Genomic DNA, 24,390 nt, shown 5'->3' with positions numbered 1-24,390 from the left:
CTTCCCGGGTACTCACGAGTTGACGTTCCGGTCGAGCGCAGCCAACTCTTCGGCGAGGATGGGTACGGCCGTCGTCACGGCATGAATGCCGATCACGCTCGCGATCTCCATCACCTCGAGGATCTCTCCGACCGTGGCGCCGTGGTTGAGCGCGTTCCGGATGTGCAGCTTCGTCCCCGGCACGTACAGGTGCGTCGCCGCGATGTCGTAGGAGATGTAGATGAGCTCCTTCTCCGCGGGAGTGAGCGTGCCGGTGCGCCAGGGCACCGACGAGAACTCGGTGTAGGCGGCGAACATCTCCGGATCGAGCTCCAGCATCTCGTTCCAGAAATCGTGCCAGTAGCCGCGCGTCTGCGTGAACTGCTTCTTGAGCGTCTCCTGATACTCGTTGAGGGGCTCGGCCTCGGTGCGGCCGCGCTCCTCCAGCACCTCGACCAATAGCGGAACCCCGATGTTCATCGCATGGATGCCGAGCGTGGATGCCAGCTCGAGCACCTCGATGATCTCGTGCGCGGTTGCACCGAACTCCAATGCCCGGCGGATGTGAGGCCGGATGCCGGGCACGTGCAGGTGCGTCGCCGCGGCATTGATCGAGATGTAGCAGAGCTCCTTGAACTTGTCGCTCAACTGGTTCTTCTCCCACGGCACCTGGTAAAGGCCGAGGTAGGCGGCGACGAACTCCGGATCGACCGCGAGCACCGTCTCCCATGGCTCACCCCACTCTCCTTGTGCGGCGATGTAGGCGTCCTTGATCTGCTGTTGGCGTTCGGTGAGAGTCATCGAAGTGTCCGTTTCGTGGGGCGCGCGATCGATCGACCCGCGCGCCTGCGCGGGGTGGAAGAGAAGGAAAAGGGGGAGTGCAGGTTTCGCTATTCGCCCGACCGCATGTGCAGCAGGGCGGTCTTCGAGGCCGCACGGATGTGTTCGGTGGTCAGGCGCGCGGCGAGTCGGGCGTCTCGCGCCTCGATCGCATCCACGACGGCGCGCAGCTCACGAACCGCGGCGAACGTCCTCCCGTCCTCTGAGAGCGAGGTAGCCCGAAGAACCTGAACGCGAGCCTGGATGCCCTCCAGCAGCTGCTGGAGCGCTGCACTCGCGGCGCCCTCGATGAGCACGTCGTAGAAGAGATCTTTGGCCGCGAGGATCTGCCGGATGTCCGCGGTTCGAATGGTGGCATCGTGGAAACGCTCCACGGCCGCCCGCAACCGCTCGACTTGCGCATTGCTGGCGCGCTCGACGAAGCGTTGTACGACGAGGGATTCCAGTGCCGCTCGCACCTCGTAGAGGTCGATCGCGTCGTCCAGTGTCGGTGTCGCGACCACGGCGCCCTTCTGCGGCACCACGGTCACCAGGCCTTCCGAGGTGAGTTCACGGAGCGCCTCCCGGATCGTCGTGCGCGAGACCCCGAGCTGCTCGATGAGCTCGCGCTCGACCAACCGCTGCCCCGGCTTCAACTTGAAGTCGAGGATGGCCTGGCGCAGCGCGGTGATCACCTGCTCGCGAAGCGGCGCAGCGATCCTTCCGACGGGTTCCGCCGTCCAGGATTCGGCGAGTGAGTTCGGTCGTGCCATGTTCTCGCTCCGCGGATCGGTGATGTATCCCCGTCATACGATCGGGAATCTATGTCGTCATCCTAAACCTCCCGCTCCTCGGCGAGCCATTTCGCCACTTCAGTGTGATCCGCCGTCGGCGGCAGGGCCTGGGCGGCCTCGCTCCAGCGGTTCACCGCAGCGTCGCCGAGCTCGATCGGAATGCCGAGCTGCGCGGCGAGGTCGGTGGCGGTGCGCATGTCCTTGAGCATCAGCCGCAGTCCGAATCCAGAGTCGAACGTGCCGGGCAGGATGAAGTTCGGCCACTTGTTCTCGCTCGAACCGCTTCGACCGCTTGAGCCGTTGATGATCTCGAGCATCACCTCGGGCTGGAGGCCGAACCGCTGCCCCGCGAGCATCGCTTCCGACGTGATCCACAGGTGCGTCGCCGAGATGAGATTGTTCAGCGCCTTGATCGCATGCCCGGAACCCACCGGTCCGGCATGGCGCACCCTGCCGAGGTGTTCCAGCACGGGTGTGACCCGCGAGACCGCCTCCGATCCTCCGCCGACCATGACCGTCAGCGCACCCTGCACCGCGCCCGAGACACCTCCGGACACCGGTGCGTCGACGAGCCCGACCCCGAGCGCGTCGAGATCGGCGGCGAGCGCGCGCGTCTTCACCGGCTCCGAGGAACCCATGTCGACGACGAGGAGCCCCGGCCGCAGGCCGGCACGCAGGGCCGGGTCCGACATCACGCGACCTACGACGGTGGAGTCCGGCAGCATGAGGATCAGCGCGTCGGCGCCTTCGACGACCTCGCCGAGCGTCTCGACGGTCCGCCCACCGGCGGCGGCGAGCGCCGCGCGCGCTTCGGGTGCCACATCGAACCCGGTGACCTGATATCCGGCGGCAAGCAGACGCTTGACGATCGGCATCCCCATGTTGCCGAGTCCGACGAACCCGATCGCGGCGATCTCACTCATGCGCCGCGCATCTCTTTGAGCACACCCTCGGCGATGCGGAACGACTCGAGGGATGCTGGCACGCCCACGTAGATCGCGGTCTGGATCAGCACCTCCTGGATCTCCTGCTCGGTCACGCCGTTGTTGATCGCGCCGCGCACGTGCACGCCGAGTTCGTGGCCACGATTGAGCGCGGTCAGCATGGCGATGTTGATGAGGCTGCGCGTCGTTCTCGGCAGACCTTCGCGCGACCAGACCTCACCCCAGCAGTACTCGGTGACGAGCTCCTGGATCGGGCGAGAGAAGTCGCTCACCTGGGAGAGCGAGCGGTCGACGTGAGCGTCGCCGAGCACCTCTCGGCGCACTCGCATCCCCTGCTCGAAGGTCTCGCTGTGGGTGTTTTCGCTGGTCATTCTGGTTGTCCTTCGAATGGGTGAGGGGTTGAGGCGTAGTCGTCGGCCGAGACCTCGTCGGCCCACTGCGTGGCACCCAACGAGATCGCGGTGTGGGTCAAGAAGGTCGTCGGCGAGGCGCCGTGCCAGTGGCGCTCCCCCGGTGGGATCCACACCCAATCCCCGGCGCGCAACGGTGCGGGCGCCTGGCCCGCCGTGCAGATGAGGCCGTAGCCGGCGACGACGAACAGGAGCTGCCCTCGCTCGTGAGCGTGCCAGTGGGTGCGCGCTCCCGGCTCGAACGTGACGGTGTTGATCACCACCCCGTCCGTTGCCGGCAGGATCGCGTCTCCGACGGCTTTTCCGGTGAACTGCGATGCCTTCCCCGGTGGTTGCGGCTCGGTGTTGGCGTGGCGGATGATCATCGATCCCCTCCCGACTCGTGCAGCCGCACGCCGCCGGAGATGTCTCCGATCGCGTCGACCACGGTGTTGCTGATCTCGTCCGCATAACCGAGCTGGCGAGCCAACCCGAACGCGGCGAGCGGTCCTGGCGCGTTCAAGCCCGCGACCCCCAACTCGGCGATGAGCTCGGTGTAGAGCACGACATCCTTGAGCATCAGAGTGTTGGTCAGACCGCCCTTGAGGTAGTCGCCGGCAATGATCTTCGGGAAACGGTTGATCGTGGCGAAGTTGACGCCCGAGCTCGCGTTGAGCACATCGAGCAGCACCGCCAAGTCCAGCCCCGCCTTCTTGCCCGCGACCATGACCTCCGCGGTCGCCGAGAGCGCTATCGCATTGAGGAAGTTGTTCAGCAGCTTGGTGATGTGCCCGGCACCCGAGGCGCCGACGTGGAACACCTTGCTGGCGAACGGCGCCAGGTAGGGCTGCACCGTCGCGAGCGCCTCTGCCTCGCCGCCGACCATCAGCGTGAGCGTGCCCGCCTCCGCGGCCGCGGCACCGCCCGAGATCCCGGCATCGAGATACGAGGCTTCGCGACCGGTGAGCTCCTCGTGGATCCGGCGAGTCGATGCCGGAGACGAGGTGCTGAGGTCGACGACGATGCTTCCCGGTCGCACGTGGGCGGCGACCCCACCGTCGCCGAGTACCACCGCCTCGACAACGTGGCTGTCCGGCAATGAGAGGAACACGATGTCGCTGTGTTCCGCGACCTCGGCCGCGCTCGACGCGGCGACCGCGCCGGCCGCCGCGATGCTCTCGGCTCTCGCGTCGAATCCGAGCACCTCGATGCCCGCGTCGACGATGCGACGCGTCATCCTGCCGCCCATGTTGCCGAGTCCGATGAACCCGATCGATGTGCTCATTGCTGCGTGCTCCAGTTCCCGCTTCCGCGATACATCGGGTCGTCGACCGCCCGGGTGTCCCACGCCCCTGCGCCGCCGGAGGGGCGCACGGTGTTGACTATCGTCGCTCCGCCGTCCGCGCTCACGATCTGACCCGTGACGTAGCCCGCGTCGTCGCTGAGCAGGAACGCGGCGACGCCGGCGATCTCCTCGGTGGTGCCCGCGCGGCGCATCGGCGTCGTCGATGCGCGGTGCTCCATGTCGTTCTTGCCGCCGGATGCGGTCGCCGCCGCCGCGAAGAGCTCGGTCGGCACGATCCCCGGCGCGACCGCGTTGACTCGAATGCCGAGCGGGCCACCGTAGACCGCCGCCGCGTGCACGAGCCCCACCACCGCGTGCTTCGACGTGTGGTATGCCAGCAGATCGGCTGCACCCGTCAGGCTCGCAATCGAGGCCGTGACGACGATGGAGCCAGGGGTGCCCTGGGCGCTGAACTGACGGAACGCGGCGCGCGTGCCGAGAAACGCGCCACGGACGTTGACGGCCATGACCCGTTCGAACTCCTGCACGCTCAGATCGGGCAGCGGCACGAAGCTGCCGAAGATGCCGGCATTGAGATGGTGGTGGTCGACCCGACCGAACCGCTCCACCGCGCTGGCGACCGCCGCATCGATGGCCGACTCGTCCGAGACGTCAGCCTGCACCACGAGCGTCTCGCCGGCGAGTTCCGCTGCGGCATCCCGCGCCTTGTCGCCGTCGAGGTCGATGAGCACCACGCTCGCGCCCTCGCTCGAGAGCCGCTGCGCCGAGGCACGACCGAGTCCGCTCGCGGCACCCGTCACGAGAGCCACCTTGCCCTCGAAGCGCCCGCTCATGCCGACACCCCGGTGGTACCGACGGTCGCCGCGAGACCGAGCAGCGCGTCGCTCAGCGGCGTGAATCGGCTCAGGGTCTGCGGATCGTGCCCCGGGACCATCGCGACGACCGACCCGTCTGCGAGCATGTCGGCGATGCGATCGAATCCTGCGTACATGGCCACGAGGTCCGCGACCGACATGAACGGCATCGCACGATCGAGCTCCTCGAAATAGTGCACGGCATCCGAAGCGAGCAGCACCGGCCCGTCGTGCGTCTGTACGACGACGACGCTCTGCCCCGGCGTGTGCCCCCCGATGCGCAGCACTCGAACACCCGGTGCCGGCGCGTAGTCGTCTTCGAAGGTGATCACCCGCCCCGCGGCACGCGCCCGCCGCAGCAGTTCCAGATCCTCGTCCTCGACGGAATGGTGGAACAGCACGCGGTGCGCCTGCGGCCCGGCCCAGAAGTCCAACTCCGCCTCCGCCATGACGATCTGGGAGTTCGGAAAGTGCGCGAGGTTGCCGGTGTGGTCGTAGTGCGCGTGCGTGAGCACGATCAACGGCGACGATTCCGGGTGGATGCCGAGCGCCGACCACGCGTCGGGCGGCGTCACGAGCGTGGTCCGACTGCGCCGGGCACCGCCGGTCGGCGAGAAGCCGGTGTCCACGAGGATCGTGCGCGCCCGATTGCGGATGACCCACACGAAGTAGTCCATGCCGATCGGGCCGTCCGGCTCGTGGTACAGCCCGTAGTTCAGGTAGACCTCGCTGCGCACCGTCTCGCGCGTTCCGTACTTGATGATCACCACTTCGTAGCGGTCGTCGGCTGCATCCGTCATCTGACCCTCATCCCAGGTAGGCATCGATGAGTGCCCGCCCCTCGGCTCCGATATCCGAGGCACGACCCTCGTCAACGATCCTGCCCCCGGTCAGCACGTAGATGCGGTCGCACACCTCGAGTGCGATATCGACGCGCTGCTCGACCAGCAGAATCGAGCTGTTGCGCTCGCGCAGACGCTGCAATGCCACAGTGAGGTCGGCGATCGCCAGCGGCGCGAGGCCGAGCGATGGCTCATCGAGCAGCATGAGCGATGGATCGCCCATCATCATCCGTCCGATCGCGACCATCTGCTGCTCGCCTCCGCTCAGCGCGGTCGCCTCGCGCGCGCGGTGTCGCTCGACGACCGGGAAGAGGTCGAAGACGCTCTGCAACAACTCGTCTGTGCGGGCTCGGTCATGGCGCAGACGTATCCCGCCGAGCCTGAGGTTGTCCTCGACCGACTGCCCGACGAAGAGACGCCGGCCTTCGGGCACCATCGACGCAAGCCCGCGGGAGATTCGGTGCGGCGGAAGACCGATCACATCGGTGCCGTCGATCGCGATCGTGCCGCGGCGGTGCTTGAGCAGCCCCATGATCGCGCGCAGCACGGTGGTCTTGCCCGCACCGTTCGGTCCGAGCAGCGCGACCGCTTCGCCTTTGGCGACCCGGAAGGAGATGTCGTGAATGACGTCGAAGCGGTCGTATCCGCCGCTCAGCCCGTCCACTACGAGGGTATCGGTGATGTCGCTCATTGCCCCAGGTAGACCTCTCGTACGCGCGCGTTCTCTCTGACCTCGGCCGCGGGACCGCTCGTGACGAGCTCTCCCGCGGCGAGCACCGTGACATCGTCGCAGTTGTCGAAGATGAATCGCGTCTGGTGTTCGATCACGATGACGGTCACACCCCGCTCGCGCAATCGATGCAGGATCTGCGCGACGTGACTGACTTCGGCGCCGGAGAGGCCGGCGAGGGGCTCATCGAGCACGAGCACCGACGGTTCGGAGACGATCGACGCGGCCAGCTGGGTCAACTGCTCGATACCGTGCGGTACATCGCCCACGGCAGCCGAGTGCCAGGACTTCTCCAGTCCGACGGACTCGAGGGCCGTCGCCGACGTGGCGCGCATCTGACGCGAGTCGCGTCGCGCGCCGTGCAGCAGCGGCCAGATCACCGAACGCGCGGCGATGCGCTTGACGGTGCTGTACAGACCGACGGTCGTGTTCTCGAGGATCGACAACTCGCGCACGAGCACGGCGCTCTGGAAGGTCCGCATGAGGCCGTGCGACGGGCGCGACGGCGCCGAGAGCCGTTCGACGCGATCTCCGTTGAGCTCGATCTCTCCCGCGATGGGACGCAACTCGCCGGAGATCAGGTTGACCAGGGTCGATTTGCCGGAGCCGTTCGGCCCGATCAAACCGTGGATCGTTCCCCGCCGCACGACCATGTCGATCTCGCGGAGCACGGGCACCCCGGGCACGTAGCTGAACTCGATGCCCCGTGCGGCGAGTGCGACGTCGCCACCGCGCACCTGCGTCGACGCGGACGATCCGGCGAGAACGGGCTCGATCACGGGCGCCACCGTCGACTCCAACGGCACGCCGCGGTCGCGGCCGAGCGCGGCGCGGATCTTCCGGCGTGCGAGGTCGACGAGTCCGGTGATGCCACGCGGGAAGAACACGACGACCGCGACGAACACGGCACCGAAGACGACTTCCTGCAGGAACGGGTCGATCTTCACCACGAACGGGAAGATGCTGACCAGTACGGCGCCGAGAATCGGGCCGACCCGGGTGTTCATGCCGCCGATGATCACCATCACGAGGAGGTTGACCGACTGCACCCACCCGAACTGACCCGGCGACTGGTACACGAGAAAGGAGAAGGCCCATCCGGCCATGCCCGCGAGTCCGGCGGAGAGCGCGAAGATCCCGACCTTGACGAGCGAGGTGCGAACACCGTTCGCACGCGCGTACGGCTCCGCGTCGCGCACGGCCAGCAGCACGGGGTAGAAGGCCGAACCACGGATGCTCCACACGATGACGATCGCAATGAAGACCACGGCGGCCACCGCCCAGACCACGGAGCGGCCCAGCACATCCTGCACGTCGACGGGGAAGTTCGGGAAGATCGGCCCCGGTAGGCCCTGCAGCCCCATCGTCCACGAGGAGTTGCTCAGCAGCACGTACACGATGATGGTGAAGATGAACGTGGTGATCGAGAAGTAGAGTCCGCTCACCCGCAACGAGAGCGCGCCGAGCAAGGCGCCCACGAGTCCCGCGCCGAGCATCACGATCGGCAGGAGCACGAAGACATCGAGGTCGAGATTGCGGCTCAGCAACGTCGTGCCGTAGGCGCCGATGGCGAACAGGCCCGCGTGTCCGAGTGAGTACAGTCCGACGGCGCCGGCGACCAGGTCGAGGCTCACCGCGAGCACCACGAAGACGGCGGTGACGGTCACGATGCTCTGAAGCCCGAAGTTCGCGGTCGCCGCGCCCCAGGTCGCCGCGACGAATGCGGCGATAAGGATGACGGTGCCGACCCAACGGCGATTCTGCAGTGCGGCGATCATGCCCGGCCTCCGACCGTGAAGCTGCGACGACGACGGAACAGCTTGCGCAGCGAGTCGCCCGAGGCGAAGACGCCGTTGGGCGCGAGCAGCAGTACCAGGAGCACCAGCACGAAGGGGAACCAGTCCGAGGCCTGAGCACCGATGTACGAGTTTGCGGCGATCGACAGCACGCCGAGAATGAGTCCCCCGCCCATCGCGGCGGCGGGGCGCTGGATACCGCCGATCATCAGGGCGATGAACCCGAAGATGCCGTAGGTGTCACCGAGGTATGGGTTCCCGTACGTGATGGGCCCGACCAGGATGCCGGCGAGACCGGCGAGGAATCCCCCGACCGCGAACGCGCCGACCGCGAACGCGGTGACGTTCGCGCCGACCGTCGAGGCGATCTCGGGATCCGTCGAGATCGCCATGCCGAGCTTGCCGAGAAGGGTCTTGCGGCGCAGGAGCTCCCAGCCGACGATCGCCAGCGCGCCGATCGCGAGGGTGAGGATCTCCTGCACGGTGATAGTGGCGCCGGGCAAGTGCACCGGATACTGGTGCAGGCCGCGCGGGAAGGGCTGCGATGCGGGGCCGTAGATGATGGCGAAGGTCGCCTGAATCACGATCGCGATGCCGAGCGTGCTCACGAGCCACGCAAAGCTGAATCGGTCGAACTTGAGCACCGGCCGTACGGCGATGAAGTAGATCACGACGCCGAGCACGGTTGAGGCCAGCAGCGCGATGATGATCCCGAGCCATTCGGGCACGCCTGCCTTGACCAGTCCAGCCGCCAGAAGGATGGAGACCATGAGGAGTTGGCCGGTGGCAAAGTTGATCACCTTGGTCACGTAGAACACGACGGCGAACGCCATCGCCACGAGACCGTAGATGGTGCCGACCGCGAGGCCGGAGAGCAGCACTTGGAGCATCGAGTCCTCTTCGGATGGTTCGGGAGCCCGGAATCCCGGGGAGGGAGGGGATCCTCGGCAGGGCGCGTCGCCCTGCCGAGGATCATGAAGAGTGCCGCTACTCGATCGGCTCCCACTTCTTGGTCTCGTAGTTCCACTGCACCATCGTGAGCTGCTCCTTGTTGATGGTCGTGTGGATCTGCTCCGTGAAGGAGAGGCTGCCCGTGAGGCCCTCGAAGTCGGTCAGCTCGTTGAGGCCGGCGCGGATCGATTCCGGGTCGGTCTTGCCGTCTGCATCCTCGATGACCTGCTTCAGGATGTACACGGCGTCGTAGCTGAGCTCGGCGAACGGACCCGGCTCGAGGCCGTCGAAGAGGTCGCGGTACTGCTGCTGCCACTCGAGGAGTCGATCGTTCGGGTAGACATCGGAGGTCAGCAGCGCGGAGATCATGCCGTTGCCCTCCGGACCGGCGAGGTCGGTGAAGGTGGCGTCGGCGTTCGTGACGTCGTTGCCCAGCACGATCAGGTCGTCGATGCCGAGGGAGGCGATCTCTTGCATGAATGCGGCCTCGTCGCCCGGGGTGAGCCAGACCTCGACACAACTCGCACCGGAGTCCACGATCTTCTGGATCTCGGCGTCGAGGTTGACCGTGGCACCACTGCCCCAGTTCTCGGTGATCGACTCGACGTAGGCGAAGTCGTGTCCAGTCTCCTCGAACACCATCTCGAACCCGGCGAGCCCGCCGAGTCCGTAGGTGGTCGGGTCGTGGAGCATCGCGAGACCGTTCGGGCAGTTGTCGATCGACCACTCGGCGAGCTTGCCGCCCCACGCGAAGGTGTTGAGCGACGTGCTGAAGGTCCACGCGAACGGCGGCTCGTCCGGGCCGTTCGGGTACACGGTGAGGCCGCCGTCATCGACGGCGCCGAGCACCGGGATCTGCATCTGGTCGCCGAGTGCCGCCGTGGTCGGCCCCGTGTCGGGCGAACCGAGGATCGCCACGGCTCCGTCGCTCACGAACTGCTGGAAGAGCTGCGAGGACTTCGTCGCATCGGCTGCGTCGTCGTCCCAGACGAACTCGATCTGACGACCATCGATGCCGCCGGCCTCGTTGATCTCATCGACCGCCATCTGCGTGCCGTTGATCACAGCGATACCGACCGCACCGTAGGCACCGGTGGTACCGGCGATGCCGCCGATCATGATCTTCTCGTCGGAGGATGTTCCGCCGCCGCCGGCGCAGCCGGCGAGGGTGAGCGCCGTCGCCGCCGCGATCGCGGTGGCGACTGGGATGATTCGCTTCATTGCAAACCCCTTGCTGTTGTCTGCGGGCGGCTTCACCGCCGTCCCGCGTGAGTGGGAGTGTCGTGCTTAGCTTTGAATTACTGTCTGATTGTCGGACAATCTTGGACCATGGTGCCCGCGAACCCCCGCCGTGTCAACCGATCCGGGGTAAATCCGGCCGAATCGCACCCCGGCTTGACCAGCATTGTCCGACAATCATATAGTCGTGCCAATCGGTTCCTGAAGCAGGACCCGGAGTAGGCAAACGAAGGAGTTTCTCTATGTCCGATGCACGCGGGCTCTCGGTCTGGTCTGTGAAGTACGGTGAGCGGGTCGTGCGCAAGGCCGACGTGTTCCACGACTACACCCAGTACGGACTTCCCGATGGGGACCTGGACATGGACTACAACTTCTGGGTGGTTCGCGACGGCGAGCAGATCATCCTCGTCGACACCGGGTACGACATCCCGAAGCACGACTGGCTCGGCGAGATCAGCGTGACGCCGACGCCGAAGGCGTTGGAGATCCTCGGTATCGATCCCGCGGACGTGGACATGGTGATCACGAGCCACTACCACTACGACCACATCGGGTACTTGGGTCTCTTCACGAACGCGAAGGTGGTCTCCGGCCGAGCCGAGCGCGACTACTGGTTCGGCAAGGAGGCGGCGGGCCAGTTGGAGGGCGAGTTCTCCACTGTCGACGACCTCGCCCCGGTACACCGTGCCGAAGAGGAGGGCCGGCTGATCCTCATTGACGAGGAGACCGAGGTCTACCCCGGCATCACCGTCTACCCGATCGGCGGCCACTGCCCCGGCGAACTGCTCACCCGCATCGACACCGCGTCGGGCGGCATCATCCTCAGTGTCGACGCCGCTCACTTCTATGAGCAGGTCGACCACGAGTGGCCCTTCTTCGCCTTCACCGATCTCGATGAGATGAAGGCCGGACTCGCCTTCATCACGGCGCTCGCCAAGCAGACCGGCGCCACCGTCGTGCCCGGTCACGACGGACGCACCCGCGAGCGCTTCCCGGCAGCGCCCGGGGCAGCCGGCGAGATCGCCACCGTCCTGGCCTGAGGCGAGTCGATGCCGCTCACCCCCCGCCAGCAGGAGATCAAGGACGAGTTCGAGCGTTCCCAGGCAACCTGGGATGACGGCTGGCAGAGCATCCTCGAGATCGATCCTGAGTTCCTCGCAACCTATACCGGGTTCGCGTCGGTGCCTCGACGTCAGCGTCACCTCGACGCCAAGGCGCAGGCGTTCGTCGCTCTCACCGTGGATGCTGCCACGACCAACCTCCATGCGCCCGGCGTGCGACGTCACATCGAGGCTGCTCTCGCCGCCGGAGCATCGCGCGCCGAGATCATGGAGGTGCTCGAGTGCACGGCCACACTCGGCATCCATGCGATGAATCTCGGAGTGCCGGTGCTCGTCGAGGTGCTCGGCGAACGGGGCATCCGTACAGCGCCGGCACCGCTCGACGCCGAGCAGGAGCGCATCAAGGCGGAGTTCACCCGCGACCGCGGGTACTGGAACGCGACCTGGGACGAGATGCTGGAGCTGGACCCCGCGCTGTTCGAGGCCTACACCGCCTTCTCGTCGCATCCCTGGCGCCACGGCTCGCTCTCACCGAAGATGCGCGAGTTCATCTACATTGCGTTCGACACCTCGTCGACGCACCTCTACCGCGTGGGCCTGAAGTTGCACATCGAGAACGCGCTCGGCTACGGCGCGAGCGTGCATGAGATTCTCGAGGTGATGGAGATCGCGAGCCTGATCGGTATCAATACGGTCACGGTGGGCGCCGCGATCCTTCGAGAACTCGCGCCGGAAGCATGAGCAGATGATCGAGCGCCCGATCGCGGTGCTCGCGGTCACCACCCTCGCGCTGACTGCTTGCACAGCCGCCCCGCCGGTCGGCCACGCCGAGCTGGAGCTCGTGGGGGCGTGGACCGGCGCCGCCGACGACGAGGGCAATGGGATCGTCGAGATGGTGGTCACCACGTCGGCTGACGACGGCACGGTCTTCGACGGCGACCTCACCTTCGCCGTCGGCGGCACCGAGGCGACCGAACCGGTGCATGCCGCGATGACCCCGCACGGACATCTCGTGGCCGGTATCGGTGAGGATGCATCCGTCGAGGTGCACATCGTCGACCCCGCAACGCTGGACTACTGCTTCATCCGATACGGATTCGACTTCATCTACTCGTGCGGACGACTCGTCCGCGGTGGGCCGTGACGCGATCCGGTGCCATGAACGACGCCGTGCACGAACCACAGGAAGCCTGAGCAGAGATCACAGATCGACCCACTAGAGTTCCAGCCGTGAGTGATGAGCCGGATGCACCGCGAGAGCGACTGAGCGTCGGCCGGGCGGTCGCGATCGTGCTCGCCGCACTGCTCAACGTCGCACTGCTTGCGGTGATCGCCTTCGTCGCGTTCAATCCGCAGAGACTCATCGATCAGATCGCGGTGTGGCAGTACGAGCCGAGCGCCGCCATCACCTCGTACGCCGACCGGTCGAGCATGACCGACGAGGGCCGCTTCATGTTCTATGCGAGTCGCCCCAAGGTGGAATCCGACGACGCGTTCGACGAGATCTGCGCGGCCCACGTCGAAGACGTCGGCGTGCTCGGATGCTACGTGCACTCCACCAAGCGCATCCACCTGTTCGATGTCACCGACGATCGCCTCGACGGCATCGAGGAGGTCGTCGCCGCCCACGAGATGCTGCACGCCGTGTGGGACCGGATGGGCACCGAGGAGCGCCGGCGCATCACCGCGCTGCTCGAGGCGGAGGTCGCCGCTCGCGCCGACGACACGGAGCTCGCCGACACGCTCGCCTTCTACGCCGAAGCCGAGCCCGGTCAGCGCGCGAACGAGCTGCACTCCATACTGGGCACGGAGTACGCCGACCTGGGCGAGGAGTTGGAGGCCCACTACGCGGCCTACTTCGCCGACCGAGGCGAGCTCGTCGCGCTGCACGACCGCTCGAACGCGGTGTTCGTCGAGCAGCGTGCCGCGATCGACGCCCTCGTTGCCCGGCTCGACGAACTCCATGCGTCGATCGAGGCGGACTACGCCGCCTACAACGCGGGATACGACGAGCTGAACGCCAACATCCTGGACTTCAACGCCCGCGCCGAGGCCGGCGACTTCGACAGCTACGGCCAGTTCAATCGCGAACGCAGCGAACTGATGTCCCGCCAGGCCGACCTCGACGCGCTCTACGTGTCGATCGACGCGCGGGTCACCGAGTACGACGCGCTGGTGGCCGAGCTCGACGACCTCAACGCGCAGGTCGACGAGCTCAACCAGAGCATCAACATCGCCCCGCGGCCGGAGTCGGGCATCGACCCCTAGTCGTCGTCGCCGACGGCGGCCGCGAACTGCGCCGCGTAGAGCGCACTGTACGCGCCGTTCTTGGCAAGCAGCTCGGCGTGCGTGCCCTGTTCGACGATCGCACCCGCCTCCATCACGAGGATGAGGTCCGCGTCGCGGATAGTCGACAGACGATGCGCGATCACGAAGCTCGTGCGATCGGACTGCAGCGCCCGCATCGCGTGCTGCACGAGCACCTCGGTGCGGGTGTCGACCGAGCTCGTCGCCTCATCGAGGATGAGCACGCTCGGCCGGGCCAGGAAGGCGCGCGCGATGGTCAGCAGTTGCTTCTCACCCGCGCTGATGTTGGCACCCTCGTCTTCGAGCACCGTGTCGTAGCCGTCCGGGAGGGTGTGCACGAATCGGTCGACGTACGCGGCACGGGCGGCCTCGATCATCTCGTCCTCCGACGCATCGGGTCGGCCGTAGAGGATGTTGTCGCGGATGGTGCCCGCGAACAGCCAGGTGTCCTGCAGCACCATCCCCAGGCGCGAGCGCAGGTCGTCTCGGCTCATGGTCGCGATGTCCACGCCGTCGAGCGTGATGCGACCGCCGTCGAGTTCGTAGAAGCGCATGATGAGGTTGACCAGGGTGGTCTTGCCGGCGCCGGTGGGCCCGACGATCGCGACCGTCTGGCCCGGCTCGGCGATCAGCGAGAGATCGTCGATGAGCGGTTCGTCCTGCCGATAGCGGAAGGAGACGTGCTCGAAGGCGAGCCGCCCCTCGGTGCGCTCGAGCCGGGTGGCCGGTTCGGGGTCTGGGCTCTGCTCCGGGGCATCCAGGAGTTCGAAGACGCGCTCGGCGGATGCCACGCCCGACTGCAGCAGGTTGGCCATCGAGCCGAGCTGGCTCAGCGGCTGGGTGAACTGCCGGGAGTACTGGATGAAGGCCTGCACATTCCCGAGGCTCATCGAGCCGTTCGCGATGAACAACCCGCCGACGACCGCGATGGCCACATAGACGAGGTTTCCCACGAACATCATCGCGGGCATGATGATGCCGCTGACGAACTGGGCGCCGAAGCTCGCCTCGTAGAGCTCGGCGTTCTTCTCCTGGAATCGCGCCGCGACCTCGCGGTGACGGCCGAACACCTTCACCAGTGCGTGACCGGAGTACGCCTCCTCCACCTGACCGTTGAGCGCGCCGGTGTGGGTCCACTGGGCGACGAAGAGCTTCTGCGAGCGCTTGGCGATCACCGCCGTGATGAGCAGGGTGAGCGGGATCGTGACGAGTGCGATCAGGGCCAGGATCGGCGAGATGACGAACATCATCGTGAGCACGCCGATCACCGTCAGCAGGCTGGTGATCACCTGGCTGAGCGTCTGCTGCAGCGATTGGCCGATGTTGTCCACGTCGTTCGTGACGCGGCTGAGCAGCTCGCCGCGCTGCATCCCGTCGAAGTACTTCAGCGGCAGCACGTTGATCTTGCGCTCGATGTCCTCGCGGAGGCGGTAGACCGTGCGCTGCACGATGCCGTTGAGGATGTAGGCCTGCAGCCAGGAGAACACGGATGCGAGCACGTAGATGATCAGCACCAGCCCGAGCACCATGTGCAGCGCGGAGAAGTCGATGCCGGCGCCCGGCGTCAACGTCATGCCGCTGAGGAAGTCGGCCCGCTGATCATCCCCCGAAGCGCGGAGCTGCTCGATGAGCTGCTTCTGCGTCATCCCGGACGGCAGCTGGCTCGAGACGACCCCCGAGAAGATGATGTTCGTGCCGTCGCCGAGCAGCTTCGGACCGATGACGCTGAGCGTGACGCTCGCCACCGAGAACAGCAGCGCGAGCACGAGCGCGGCACGATGCGGACGCATACGACCCAGCAGGCGCTTCGCGGAAGGCCCGAAGTTCATCGACTTCTCGACCGGCATGCCCGCCTGGCCGAAGGGGCCACCACCTCCGGGGCCACGGCGCGGTGCCGGTCGTGCGGTTGCGGTGCTCACGCTGCCTCCTCGGCTTTCAGCTGGCTGTCGACGATCTCGCGATAGGTCGCCGAGGACGCGAGCAGCTCGTCGTGCGTGCCGCGGTCGACGATCTCCCCGTCCTCGAGCACGAGGATCTGGTCCGCATCGACGATCGTGGCGACGCGTTGCGCGACGATGATGGTGGTGGCGCCCCGGTTCGCTCGCGCGAGCGCTCGCCTGAGCCGGGCATCCGTCGCGGTGTCGAGGGCCGAGAAGGAGTCGTCGAACACCGTGACCTGGCTGCGCTTGACGAGTGCACGGGCGATCGCCAGTCGTTGCCGCTGACCGCCCGAGACGTTCGTGCCGCCCTGCGCGATCGGCGCCTCGAGGCCACCCGGCATCGCGAGCACGAACTCCTTCGCCTGCGCCGTCTCGAGCGCGGCCCAGAGCTCCTCGTCGGTGGCGTCGGGCTTGCCATAGCGCAGGTTGCTCGCAACGGTGCCGGAGAACAGGTACGCCTTCTGCGGCACGAGCCCGATGCGCCCCCAGAGCACGTCGGCGTCGAGCTCGCGAACGTCGACCCCGTCCAGACGCACCGCGCCGCCGGTAACGTCGAAGAGCCTCGGCATCAGGTTGACCAGTGTGGTCTTGCCCGCACCCGTACTGCCGATGATGGCCGTGGTCTGCCCCGGTCGCGCGACGAAGCTGACGCTGCGCAACACGGGCTGGTCGGCGCCCGGGTAGGCGAACGACACGTCGTCGAACTCGATCACGCCCCGGTCCTCCAGCTCGGTGACGGGATGCTCGGCGAGCACCACCGACGTCGGCGTCGCGAGCACGTCGCCGATGCGATCCGCCGCCACCGCCGCGCGCGGGATCAGGATCGCCATGAAGGTCGCCATCATCACCGCCATCAGGATCTGGATCAGATAGGTCAGGAACGCCGTCAGCGAGCCGACCTGCATCGAGCCGTCGTCGATGCGGTACGCCCCGAACCACAGCACTGCCACGCTCGCGACGTTCATGACGAGCATCACGACGGGGAACACCAGGGCGAACAGACGGCCGGCGCTCAACGCGGTGGCCGTGACATCCGCATTGGCCTGCTCGAATCGCGCGGTCTCGAGTCGTTCGCGCACGAACGCGCGGACGACGCGGATGCCGGTCAGCTGTTCCCGCAGCACGCGGTTCACCTGGTCGATGCGAGCTTGCATCAGCTGGAACAGCGGCACCATGCGCCAGATGATCGCGCCGATCGCGACGAGTAGCACCGGGATGGCGACGACCATGAGCCACGACAGCTCGAGGTCCTGCTGCAGCGCCATGATGACGCCGCCGATCGCGAGGATCGGCGCGGAGACGAGCAGCGTGCACGTGACGAGCACGAGCATCTGCACCTGCTGCACGTCGTTCGTGGTGCGGGTGATGAGCGAGGGGGCGCCGAACTTCGAGACCTCACGCTCGGAGAAGGCGGCGACTTGCACGAAGATCGCCTCGCGAAGGTCGCGACCCAGTCCCATCGCCGCCTTGGCTCCGAAGTAGACCGCCACGATCGCAGCGACGATCTGCACGACGGTGACGCCGAGCATCACGGAGCCGATCATCAGGATGTAGGCGGTGTCGCCCGTGGCGACGCCGTTGTCGATGATGTCGGCGTTCAGGCTGGGCAGATAGAGGCTCGCGATCGACTGCGCGAGCTGGAACACGACGACTCCGACGATCAGGGGCCAGTGCGGCTTGACGAATCGGATGATGAGTTTCAGGAGCACGTCACGGCTTCCCTTCGGTGATGCTCGTGGTGGTGGGATGCTTCACGCCGTACATGAGGAAGTCGACGATCTGGTCGTCGCCGATCGGCAGGCTCTCGCCGAAGACCGGGATCGCGGACGCGAACGCGACCAATCGGGCGTAGTGGGCGACGTCCTGGGGCTGCACACGCAACTGGTCGCGATGCGGCTCCAGCAGCTCCGCGATGATCGCTCCGAACGCCGGGCCTGGCTCCCGAGGCTCGTGCTGGCTCTGCGGCAACATCGCGAACATGCGGATGACCCCGCGAAAGCGCTCCCGGAGCAAGCCGAAGATCGCACGGAGCTTGTCGTCGAGCGGCAGGTCGGGGTCGATCGAGCGCAGGGCGGAGTGCAACGCCAGAGGATCGAGGTAGCGCTCGACCGCCGCGGCGATCAGGCTCTCCTTGTCGCCGAAGGCACGGAAGACGGTGCCCTCGGCGATGCCGGCGGCCTCGGCGATCTGGCGGGACGTGACGCTCGCGCCGTGCTCGAGCAGCAGCGGCGTGACCGCGGCGATGATCATGTCCTGGCGCGCCTCGAGCCCCATCGGGGCGGCACGGCGGGTCTCGATCACTCGCCGATGCTAACTGAGTGAGCACTCACTCCGCAACGGCGTCAGCCGAAGATCGCACCGATCCGGGCCACGTCATCCGCGCTCGGCTTCCAGGCCACGGATGCCGCAGCGTTCTGCGCGACCTGCTCCGGCGTCGTCGCACCCGCGATCACGCTCGTGACCGCCGGCTGCGCGAGCAACCAGGCGAAGGTGGCCTCCAACATGGTTCGTCCGCGTTCGGCGCAGAAGCGCGCGTAGGCCTCGATCGCATCCCACGGCGCATCGTCGGCGACCTCGGGCCGCTGACGTGCGATGCGGGTGTCCGCGGGCCGCTCGGTACGGGTGAACTTGCCGGTGAGGAGGCCGTTCGCGAGTGGGAAGTATGGCAGGAACCCGAGCCCGAGCCGCTGCGCCGTCGGGAGGATCTCGCGCTCGACCCCGCGCGCGACGAGGCTGTACTCGTCCTGCGCGGAGACGAAGCCGGTAGCGCCGGCGTGCGCGGCCGCGTCCTGTGCCTCCACCATCTGCTCGGCCGAGAAGTTCGAGTGGCCGTAGTACCGGATGCGGCCCTCCGCGACGAGCTCCTCGAGCGCCCCGATCGTCTCCGCGATCGGGGTCGCCGGGTCGGGCGTGTGCTGCTGGTAGAGGTCGATGTGGTCGGTCTGCAAGCGCGTGAGCGAACCCTCCACCGCGGTGCGGATGTACTCGCGCGATCCCTTCGGTGCGCCGGGCGCGATGCCCATGTCGTAGCCGGAGTGGCCGAACTTCGTGGCGATCACCACGCGGTCGCGGCGCCCGCGCAGTGCGACGCCCAGGAACGTCTCGCTCGCGGTGCGACCGTACATGTCGGCCGTGTCGAACAGGGTCACGCCGCGCTCGATCGCCTCGTCGACGACCGCCGTCGTGCCCTCCTGGTCTTCGGTGCGGGCTCCGGGTCTGCCGAAGTTGTTGCATCCCAGCCCGATCGTGGACACCAGCGGGCCGTTCGCGCCGAGGGTGCGGTACTCAATCGCCGTCATGCTCCCATCCTGCACTCCCCGCGGGCGCGGCGCTGGTCCCCAAGGTCCGAATCCCGCCAGTGAGGGTCGGATGCCGCGGCTACAGTCGGAGCATGCCGAGTCGCACGACCTCCTCCCCCACCTCCCTTCGCCGCATGCAGTCTCCCATCGGCCGACTCGAACTCGTCGGCAACGGCGACGCGGTGATCGCGCTCGCGATCGAACGCGGCGGCGAGCTGCCGTGGCAGCACGAGGCCGAGCGCAGCGACGAGGTGCTCGAGCACGCCGTGCTCCAGCTGCAGGAGTACTTCGCCGGTGAACGGCACGACTTCGATGTGCCGGTCGCGCTGCAGGGCACCGACTTCCAGCAGTCGGTGTGGCACCGCCTCACCGAGCTCCCGTTCGGCGCGGTGATCTCCTACGGGGAGCTCGGCCACGCCACGGGCCGGGCGACCGCAGGGCGGGCCGTCGGCGGCGCGGTGGGGGCCAATCCGGTGCCGATCATCGTGCCCTGCCATCGCGTGCTCGCCGCGGACGGTCGCATCACCGGGTATTCCGGCGGCGAGGGCATCCCGACCAAGGTCTGGCTGCTCGACCACGAGGGCATCGAGCACCGATGAGCCCACGCACCGAGATCGCCGTTGCCGAGGATGGGCTGCCGCGCTGCGGCTGGGTCGGCGACGACGCCGAATACCGGCGCTACCACGACGAGGAGTGGGGCACGCCGCTGCACGGCGACCGCCCGCTGTTCGAGAAGCTCAGCCTTGAAGGATTCCAGGCGGGGCTCTCGTGGATCACCATCCTGCGGCGCCGGCCCGGCTTCCGAGAGGCCTTCGACGACTTCGATCCGCACCGCGTCGCGCAGTACGGCCCCGAGGAGGTCGAGCGACTCATGGCGGACGCCCGCATCATCCGCAATCGCGCGAAGATCGAGGCGACCATCGGCAATGCGCGCGCGACGCTCGAGTTGACCGACGGTGCGCCCGGTGCCCTCGACGCACTGCTGTGGGGATTCGCCCCCGCACCGCGCGCTCGACGACTGCGCAGCTTCGCGGAACTCGATGCGGTCACGGCGGAATCGACCGCGATGAGCAAGGCGTTGAAGTCGCGGGGATTCCGCTTCGTCGGCCCCACCACCATGTACGCCCTCATGCAATCGGCCGGCATGGTGGACGACCACCTCGAGGGATGCTGGCGCGCGACCTGAGTCAGCCCTCGACGAGCTTGAGCACTCCCGGAGTCGCCCGTTCGAGGCGGATGCCGCGATCGGCCGCCCACGCCAGCAGCGAGTCCGTCGACTCGTGCACGATACCGGCACGGACGACCTCGCCCACGAACGCACCCTTCGCGTGCTTGTTGGCATGGCTGATCGCGACGCGCCGTCCGGCGCCGTTCTCCGAGACCACGCGAATCGTCACCGCCTGCGGCGCCGGACCGAGCGCGGCGTACGGCTCGGACCGCAGGTCGAGCACGAGGCCGGCGTGCCCGGCGAGGCTCGCACTCGCCGCGGTGCGCCAGTGTCTGCGCAGCGAGAGCCCCGGCAGCCGAGAGTCGTGCGAGCAACGGTAGGCCGGAATCGGATCGCCGGCCAGCACCGGCCCGAACAGGGCCGAGTGGATGACGAGGTGCTCCCCCGCGAACGCGCGCTCGGCTTGGGTGAGCGCCTCGGTCCCGATGCCGTCGTAGAGCACGCCCGTGTAGCGCTCGAGCGCGGGCATCGTCGGCGAGACCGTGAGCGCCCGGTTGCGGTCGATCTCGAAGCGCTGCGTCGCGCCGAGGCCGAGTGCCGCGGTCGCCTCGGCGACGTTCCGGGACACGCGGCGCAGGGCCGCGATCGCCGCCCGCCGCTGCGCGGTCAGTTCCGGGAACGAGAGGGCGGCGAGATCGAGGGCAGTGGCATCCTCGCCGCCGTCGCGTTTGGTCTCGGACGGCGGAAGCAGCAGCAGCACTACGAGCCGATGAAGGCCAGCGCGCGCTCGACGTTCACGCCGAGCGGCTCGACGGAGTCGAGGGTGATGCGCGCCACCGCAGCACTCGGACCGCTCCACTCGGCGTACTCCTCGAGGCTCTGCTCGACCGCGTTCCAGGTGAGTTCGAGGTGCGGCAGGCGCCGCTCCCTGGCCTCGATGCGCTGGCGGTGCAGTTCGGTGTCTGAGCAGATCACCTCGATGAACTTCAGCTGCTCCTTCTCGCGCGCGGCCAGATTGACCCACTGCTCGCGCGCCGGATCGACCGCGTTCACGGCATCCACGATCACGCTGCGTCCGGACTCGAGCGCGCCTTCGGCGTGCATTTCGGCGACCAGATATGCCGCGAGACCGGTCGGCTGATCCGCGTCGATGCCTGCGCGCAGGATGGCCGACTCGATCGGGTCCACCGACACCACACGGATGTCCAGCCTGGAGCCCAGCACCTGCCCGATCGTCGACTTGCCTGCGCCGGGGAGCCCGGCCATCACGATGAGCATGCCTCGAACTTAGACCAGTTCCGCGTTTCGTGCGACGACCGTGACCGTGTCGTGTTCCACCGAAAGAAAACCGTCGTCCGCGTTCGCCGTGAACACCTCACCGTTCGGCGAGGTGACGCGCACCTCGCCGGCGCCGAGAATGGCGAGAATCGGCTCGTGGCCGGGCAGGATGCCGATCTCGCCCTCGGTGGTGCGCGCGACGATCTGCTTCGCCAGACCGGACCACACCTCGTGATCGGCCGAGACGATGCTGACCTTCAGGTCGGCCATGACTAGCCGTTCTCCTTCTGGATGCGCGCCCAGGCTTCCTCGACGTCCGAGATGGCGCCGACGTTGAAGAAGGCCTGCTCGGCGACGTGGTCGAACTCGCCCTTCACGATCGCGTCGAAGGACTCGATCGTGTCCTTCAGCGGCACCGTAGAGCCCTCGACACCCGTGAACTTCTTGGCCATGTAGGTGTTCTGCGAGAGGAACTGCTGGATGCGGCGCGCACGCGACACCGTGATCTTGTCCTCTTCGCTGAGCTCGTCGACACCGAGGATCGCGATGATCTCCTGCAGCTCCTTGTTCTTCTGCAGGATCGCCTTCACGTCGGTCGCGACCCGGTAGTGGTCGGCGCCCAGGTAGCGCGGGTCGAGGATGCGGCTGGTGGAGGTGAGCGGGTCGACGGCCGGGTACAGACCCTTCGACGCGATCTCGCGGCTGAGCTCCGTGGTGGCATCCAGGTGCGCGAAGGTGGTCGCGGGAGCCGGGTCGGTGTAGTCGTCGGCGGGAACGTAGATGGCCTGCAGCGACGTGATCGAGTGACCACGCGTCGAGGTGATGCGCTCCTGGAGGATACCCATCTCGTCGGCGAGGTTCGGCTGGTAACCCACGGCGGACGGCATACGGCCGAGCAGCGTGGAGACCTCGGAACCGGCCTGCGTGAAGCGGAAGATGTTGTCGATGAACAGCAGCACGTCCTGCTTCTGCACGTCGCGGAAGTACTCCGCCATCGTCAGCGCGGAGAGCGCGACGCGAAGACGCGTTCCCGGCGGCTCATCCATCTGGCCGAAGACGAGGGCGGTCTTGTCGAAGACGCCCGCCTCCTCCATCTCGCCGATGAGGTCGTTGCCCTCACGCGTGCGCTCACCGACACCGGCGAACACGGACACACCACCGTGGTCCTGGGCGACGCGCTGGATCATCTCCTGGATGAGCACGGTCTTGCCGACACCGGCACCACCGAAGAGGCCGATCTTGCCACCCTGCACGTAGGGGGTGAGCAGGTCGATGACCTTGATGCCGGTCTCGAAGAGCTCGGTCTTCGACTCGAGCTGGTCGAATGCCGGGGGCTTGCGGTGGATGGGCCAGCGCTCGGTGATCTCGAGCTTCTCGCCGGGCTCAGCGTTGAGCACCTCGCCGATGACGTTGAACACCTTGCCCTTGGTCACGTCGCCGACGGGAACCGTGATCGGCTCGCCGGTGTCGCGCACCTCCTGGCCGCGCACGAGGCCGTCGGTGGGCTTCAGCGCGATGGCGCGGACGAGGTCGTCGCCGAGGTGCTGGGCGACCTCGAGGGTGATCTCGTTCGACTCCTCGCCGATCGTGATCGTGGTCTTGAGCGCGTTGTAGATGCCCGGGATCGAGTCGTGCGGGAACTCGATGTCGACGACGGGGCCGGTGACGCGCGCGATGCGGCCGACGCCGGTCGCAGCCTTCGTGGCCGGGGCCTTCTTGGTAGCGGTAGCCATGGTTTCTCTTCCTGTCGTGTTACTTCGCCGAGCTCAGGGCGTCTGCGCCGCCCACGATCTCGGAAATCTGCTGGGTGATCTCGGACTGCCGCGCGTTGTTGGCGAGCGTCGTGTAGGTCTTGATGAGCTTGTCGGCGTTGTCGCTGGCCGACTTCATCGCCTTCTGCGTGGCGGCGTGCTTGCTCGCGGCCGACTGCAGCATCGCGTTGAAGATGCGGCTCTCGATGTAGACCGGAAGCAGCGCGTCGAGCACATCGCCGACCTCGGGCTCGAACTCGTAGAGCGGCAGCACGTCGTCTTTCGCCGGCGGCTCGACACCCTCGACGACCTCGAGCGGCAGAAGTCGCACGACCTCGGGCACCTGGGTGAGCATGCTCACGAAGCGGTTGTAGACGATGTGGATCTCGTCGACGCCGCCCTCGCTCGCGGGCTGCAGGAACTTGGAGACGACGGCATCCCCGATCTCCTTGGCCATCGAGAACTCGGGCGAGTCGGTGCCGCCGGTCCAGATGCGCTCGGCGTCGCGCTTGCGGAAGGCGAAGTACGCCACGGCCTTGCGGCCGACGAGGTAGTAGACCACGTCTTTGCCCTGCGCCTGCAGGCGCGCCGCCAGCTCGTTCGCCTCACGCAGCACGTTCGCGTTGAACGCACCGGCGAGACCGCGATCCGAGGAGAAGATCACGATGGCGGCGCGCTCGATCACCTCGGGCTCGGTGGTCAGCACGTGGTCGACGTTCGAGAAGGTCGCGACCGCCGAAACCGCACGCGTGACGGCACGCGAATACGGTCCGGATGCTGCGACCCGCTGCTGCGCCTTCTGAATGCGCGAGGCGGAGATCAGCTCCATGGCCCGAGTGATCTTCTTGGTCGTCTGGGCAGCCTTGATCTTCTGCCGGTAGACCCGAAGTTGCGCTCCCATGTGCCTTTACTTCCCTGGTTTCGTGATGATGATTCGGTGGTC

At 67.2% G+C, this 24,390-nt stretch carries 27 protein-coding genes; 6 read left to right on the top strand and 21 right to left on the bottom strand.

Annotated features, from left to right (window positions below; genetic code table 11):
• Positions 1-12: 12 nt before the first annotated feature.
• From PYV02_RS13080 to PYV02_RS13025, 12 genes are all read right to left on the bottom strand, one after another.
• Positions 13-780, bottom strand: a complete 768-nt coding sequence (locus tag PYV02_RS13080) for a carboxymuconolactone decarboxylase family protein (protein ID WP_275759495.1) — start codon at positions 778-780, stop codon at positions 13-15.
• Between the two features lie 89 nt (positions 781-869).
• Complete coding sequence (locus PYV02_RS13075) at positions 870-1,571, bottom strand: GntR family transcriptional regulator (RefSeq protein WP_275759494.1); 702 nt, start codon at positions 1,569-1,571, stop codon at positions 870-872.
• A 62-nt stretch (positions 1,572-1,633) separates the two neighbouring features.
• The gene (locus PYV02_RS13070; protein ID WP_275759493.1) at positions 1,634-2,515 is read right to left on the bottom strand and encodes an NAD(P)-dependent oxidoreductase; all 882 of its coding nucleotides are present in this window, start codon (positions 2,513-2,515) and stop codon (positions 1,634-1,636) included.
• Positions 2,512-2,907 carry a 4-carboxymuconolactone decarboxylase gene (gene pcaC / locus PYV02_RS13065; protein ID WP_275759492.1) on the bottom strand — a complete coding sequence of 132 codons (396 nt, stop codon included), beginning with the start codon at positions 2,905-2,907 and terminating at the stop codon, positions 2,512-2,514. The genes PYV02_RS13070 and pcaC overlap by 4 nt, the downstream gene beginning before the upstream one ends.
• Positions 2,904-3,311, bottom strand: a complete 408-nt coding sequence (locus PYV02_RS13060) for a cupin domain-containing protein (protein WP_275759491.1) — start codon at positions 3,309-3,311, stop codon at positions 2,904-2,906. The genes pcaC and PYV02_RS13060 overlap by 4 nt, the downstream gene beginning before the upstream one ends.
• Complete coding sequence (locus tag PYV02_RS13055; protein WP_275759490.1) at positions 3,308-4,210, bottom strand: NAD(P)-dependent oxidoreductase; 903 nt, start codon at positions 4,208-4,210, stop codon at positions 3,308-3,310. The genes PYV02_RS13060 and PYV02_RS13055 overlap by 4 nt, the downstream gene beginning before the upstream one ends.
• Positions 4,207-5,064 (bottom strand): SDR family NAD(P)-dependent oxidoreductase, encoded by an 858-nt coding sequence (locus PYV02_RS13050; protein ID WP_275759489.1) that lies wholly within the window; start codon positions 5,062-5,064, stop codon positions 4,207-4,209. Before PYV02_RS13050 ends, PYV02_RS13055 begins: the two co-directional genes overlap by 4 nt.
• The gene (locus PYV02_RS13045) at positions 5,061-5,885 is read right to left on the bottom strand and encodes an N-acyl homoserine lactonase family protein (RefSeq protein ID WP_275759488.1); all 825 of its coding nucleotides are present in this window, start codon (positions 5,883-5,885) and stop codon (positions 5,061-5,063) included. The genes PYV02_RS13050 and PYV02_RS13045 overlap by 4 nt, the downstream gene beginning before the upstream one ends.
• Before the next feature lie 7 nt (positions 5,886-5,892).
• Positions 5,893-6,618, bottom strand: a complete 726-nt coding sequence (locus tag PYV02_RS13040; protein ID WP_275759487.1) for an ABC transporter ATP-binding protein — start codon at positions 6,616-6,618, stop codon at positions 5,893-5,895.
• The gene (locus PYV02_RS13035) at positions 6,615-8,435 is read right to left on the bottom strand and encodes a branched-chain amino acid ABC transporter ATP-binding protein/permease (RefSeq protein ID WP_275759486.1); all 1,821 of its coding nucleotides are present in this window, start codon (positions 8,433-8,435) and stop codon (positions 6,615-6,617) included. Before PYV02_RS13035 ends, PYV02_RS13040 begins: the two co-directional genes overlap by 4 nt.
• On the bottom strand, positions 8,432-9,343 hold the full coding sequence (locus PYV02_RS13030) for a branched-chain amino acid ABC transporter permease (protein ID WP_275759485.1): 912 nt from the start codon (positions 9,341-9,343) through the stop codon (positions 8,432-8,434). The genes PYV02_RS13035 and PYV02_RS13030 overlap by 4 nt, the downstream gene beginning before the upstream one ends.
• A 97-nt stretch (positions 9,344-9,440) precedes the next feature.
• The gene (locus tag PYV02_RS13025; RefSeq protein ID WP_275759484.1) at positions 9,441-10,625 is read right to left on the bottom strand and encodes an ABC transporter substrate-binding protein; all 1,185 of its coding nucleotides are present in this window, start codon (positions 10,623-10,625) and stop codon (positions 9,441-9,443) included.
• Positions 10,626-10,885: 260 nt separating this feature from the next.
• Between PYV02_RS13025 and PYV02_RS13020 the strand changes: the two genes are divergently transcribed.
• The 4 genes from PYV02_RS13020 (at position 10,886) to PYV02_RS13005 (ending at position 13,972) form a co-directional block, all read left to right on the top strand.
• On the top strand, positions 10,886-11,683 hold the full coding sequence (locus tag PYV02_RS13020; protein WP_275759483.1) for an N-acyl homoserine lactonase family protein: 798 nt from the start codon (positions 10,886-10,888) through the stop codon (positions 11,681-11,683).
• A gap of 9 nt (positions 11,684-11,692) precedes the next feature.
• A complete protein-coding gene (locus PYV02_RS13015) occupies positions 11,693-12,445 on the top strand; it encodes a carboxymuconolactone decarboxylase family protein (RefSeq protein ID WP_275759482.1) in 753 nt (250 codons plus the stop codon).
• Between the two features lie 4 nt (positions 12,446-12,449).
• On the top strand, positions 12,450-12,848 hold the full coding sequence (locus tag PYV02_RS13010; RefSeq protein WP_275759481.1) for a hypothetical protein: 399 nt from the start codon (positions 12,450-12,452) through the stop codon (positions 12,846-12,848).
• 86 nt (positions 12,849-12,934) lie between these two features.
• Positions 12,935-13,972 carry a hypothetical protein gene (locus PYV02_RS13005; protein ID WP_275759480.1) on the top strand — a complete coding sequence of 346 codons (1,038 nt, stop codon included), beginning with the start codon at positions 12,935-12,937 and terminating at the stop codon, positions 13,970-13,972.
• Here PYV02_RS13005 and PYV02_RS13000 read toward each other — a convergent pair.
• From PYV02_RS13000 to PYV02_RS12985, 4 genes are read right to left on the bottom strand one after another with little or no spacing between them, the layout of a single operon-like run.
• Positions 13,969-15,930 (bottom strand): ABC transporter ATP-binding protein, encoded by a 1,962-nt coding sequence (locus tag PYV02_RS13000; protein WP_275759479.1) that lies wholly within the window; start codon positions 15,928-15,930, stop codon positions 13,969-13,971. The two genes, PYV02_RS13005 and PYV02_RS13000, sit on opposite strands and share 4 nt — an antisense overlap.
• Positions 15,927-17,660 (bottom strand): ABC transporter ATP-binding protein, encoded by a 1,734-nt coding sequence (locus PYV02_RS12995; RefSeq protein ID WP_275759478.1) that lies wholly within the window; start codon positions 17,658-17,660, stop codon positions 15,927-15,929. The genes PYV02_RS13000 and PYV02_RS12995 overlap by 4 nt, the downstream gene beginning before the upstream one ends.
• Before the next feature lies 1 nt (position 17,661).
• A complete protein-coding gene (locus tag PYV02_RS12990; RefSeq protein ID WP_275759477.1) occupies positions 17,662-18,252 on the bottom strand; it encodes a TetR/AcrR family transcriptional regulator in 591 nt (196 codons plus the stop codon).
• 41 nt (positions 18,253-18,293) lie between these two features.
• On the bottom strand, positions 18,294-19,250 hold the full coding sequence (locus tag PYV02_RS12985; protein ID WP_275759476.1) for an aldo/keto reductase: 957 nt from the start codon (positions 19,248-19,250) through the stop codon (positions 18,294-18,296).
• Positions 19,251-19,342: 92 nt separating this feature from the next.
• Here PYV02_RS12985 and PYV02_RS12980 point away from each other — a divergent pair, with 92 nt between their 5' ends.
• A complete protein-coding gene (locus tag PYV02_RS12980) occupies positions 19,343-19,849 on the top strand; it encodes a methylated-DNA--[protein]-cysteine S-methyltransferase (protein WP_275759475.1) in 507 nt (168 codons plus the stop codon).
• A complete protein-coding gene (locus PYV02_RS12975) occupies positions 19,846-20,436 on the top strand; it encodes a DNA-3-methyladenine glycosylase I (RefSeq protein WP_275759474.1) in 591 nt (196 codons plus the stop codon). The genes PYV02_RS12980 and PYV02_RS12975 overlap by 4 nt, the downstream gene beginning before the upstream one ends.
• A 1-nt stretch (position 20,437) precedes the next feature.
• Here the strand turns inward: PYV02_RS12975 and PYV02_RS12970 are convergent, their stop codons facing one another.
• The 5 genes from PYV02_RS12970 to PYV02_RS12950 are packed head-to-tail and all read right to left on the bottom strand — an operon-like array spanning position 20,438 to position 24,348.
• The gene (locus tag PYV02_RS12970) at positions 20,438-21,178 is read right to left on the bottom strand and encodes a YaaA family protein (RefSeq protein WP_275759473.1); all 741 of its coding nucleotides are present in this window, start codon (positions 21,176-21,178) and stop codon (positions 20,438-20,440) included.
• A complete protein-coding gene (locus tag PYV02_RS12965; protein ID WP_275759472.1) occupies positions 21,178-21,696 on the bottom strand; it encodes a P-loop nucleotide/nucleoside kinase family protein in 519 nt (172 codons plus the stop codon). Before PYV02_RS12965 ends, PYV02_RS12970 begins: the two co-directional genes overlap by 1 nt.
• A 9-nt stretch (positions 21,697-21,705) precedes the next feature.
• Positions 21,706-21,966 (bottom strand): F0F1 ATP synthase subunit epsilon, encoded by a 261-nt coding sequence (locus tag PYV02_RS12960; RefSeq protein WP_275759471.1) that lies wholly within the window; start codon positions 21,964-21,966, stop codon positions 21,706-21,708.
• 2 nt (positions 21,967-21,968) lie between these two features.
• Complete coding sequence (gene atpD / locus PYV02_RS12955; RefSeq protein ID WP_275759470.1) at positions 21,969-23,429, bottom strand: F0F1 ATP synthase subunit beta; 1,461 nt, start codon at positions 23,427-23,429, stop codon at positions 21,969-21,971.
• A gap of 19 nt (positions 23,430-23,448) precedes the next feature.
• Positions 23,449-24,348 (bottom strand): F0F1 ATP synthase subunit gamma, encoded by a 900-nt coding sequence (locus tag PYV02_RS12950; protein WP_275759469.1) that lies wholly within the window; start codon positions 24,346-24,348, stop codon positions 23,449-23,451.
• Positions 24,349-24,390 lie beyond the last annotated feature (42 nt).

This window comes from Antiquaquibacter metalliresistens, assembly GCF_029211225.1.
Taxonomy (GTDB): Bacteria; Actinomycetota; Actinomycetes; order Actinomycetales; family Microbacteriaceae; genus Rhodoglobus; species Rhodoglobus metalliresistens.
This window is presented reverse-complemented; position numbering and strand designations above follow the sequence as displayed.

Bases quoted from the DNA above. Each gene is read 5' to 3' on its own strand.
- PYV02_RS13080 (WP_275759495.1), bottom strand. From the start codon at position 780: ATGACTCTCACCGAACGCCAACAGCAGATCAAGGACGCCTACATCGCC.
- PYV02_RS13075 (WP_275759494.1), bottom strand. From the start codon at position 1,571: ATGGCACGACCGAACTCACTCGCCGAATCCTGGACGGCGGAACCCGTC.
- PYV02_RS13070 (WP_275759493.1), bottom strand. From the start codon at position 2,515: ATGAGTGAGATCGCCGCGATCGGGTTCGTCGGACTCGGCAACATGGGG.
- pcaC (WP_275759492.1), bottom strand. From the start codon at position 2,907: ATGACCAGCGAAAACACCCACAGCGAGACCTTCGAGCAGGGGATGCGA.
- PYV02_RS13060 (WP_275759491.1), bottom strand. From the start codon at position 3,311: ATGATCATCCGCCACGCCAACACCGAGCCGCAACCACCGGGGAAGGCA.
- PYV02_RS13055 (WP_275759490.1), bottom strand. From the start codon at position 4,210: ATGAGCACATCGATCGGGTTCATCGGACTCGGCAACATGGGCGGCAGG.
- PYV02_RS13050 (WP_275759489.1), bottom strand. From the start codon at position 5,064: ATGAGCGGGCGCTTCGAGGGCAAGGTGGCTCTCGTGACGGGTGCCGCG.
- PYV02_RS13045 (WP_275759488.1), bottom strand. From the start codon at position 5,885: ATGACGGATGCAGCCGACGACCGCTACGAAGTGGTGATCATCAAGTAC.
- PYV02_RS13040 (WP_275759487.1), bottom strand. From the start codon at position 6,618: ATGAGCGACATCACCGATACCCTCGTAGTGGACGGGCTGAGCGGCGGA.
- PYV02_RS13035 (WP_275759486.1), bottom strand. From the start codon at position 8,435: ATGATCGCCGCACTGCAGAATCGCCGTTGGGTCGGCACCGTCATCCTT.
- PYV02_RS13030 (WP_275759485.1), bottom strand. From the start codon at position 9,343: ATGCTCCAAGTGCTGCTCTCCGGCCTCGCGGTCGGCACCATCTACGGT.
- PYV02_RS13025 (WP_275759484.1), bottom strand. From the start codon at position 10,625: ATGAAGCGAATCATCCCAGTCGCCACCGCGATCGCGGCGGCGACGGCG.
- PYV02_RS13020 (WP_275759483.1), top strand. From the start codon at position 10,886: ATGTCCGATGCACGCGGGCTCTCGGTCTGGTCTGTGAAGTACGGTGAG.
- PYV02_RS13015 (WP_275759482.1), top strand. From the start codon at position 11,693: ATGCCGCTCACCCCCCGCCAGCAGGAGATCAAGGACGAGTTCGAGCGT.
- PYV02_RS13010 (WP_275759481.1), top strand. From the start codon at position 12,450: ATGATCGAGCGCCCGATCGCGGTGCTCGCGGTCACCACCCTCGCGCTG.
- PYV02_RS12985 (WP_275759476.1), bottom strand. From the start codon at position 19,250: ATGACGGCGATTGAGTACCGCACCCTCGGCGCGAACGGCCCGCTGGTG.
- PYV02_RS12980 (WP_275759475.1), top strand. From the start codon at position 19,343: ATGCCGAGTCGCACGACCTCCTCCCCCACCTCCCTTCGCCGCATGCAG.
- PYV02_RS12975 (WP_275759474.1), top strand. From the start codon at position 19,846: ATGAGCCCACGCACCGAGATCGCCGTTGCCGAGGATGGGCTGCCGCGC.
- PYV02_RS12965 (WP_275759472.1), bottom strand. From the start codon at position 21,696: ATGCTCATCGTGATGGCCGGGCTCCCCGGCGCAGGCAAGTCGACGATC.
- PYV02_RS12960 (WP_275759471.1), bottom strand. From the start codon at position 21,966: ATGGCCGACCTGAAGGTCAGCATCGTCTCGGCCGATCACGAGGTGTGG.
- atpD (WP_275759470.1), bottom strand. From the start codon at position 23,429: ATGGCTACCGCTACCAAGAAGGCCCCGGCCACGAAGGCTGCGACCGGC.
- PYV02_RS12950 (WP_275759469.1), bottom strand. From the start codon at position 24,348: ATGGGAGCGCAACTTCGGGTCTACCGGCAGAAGATCAAGGCTGCCCAG.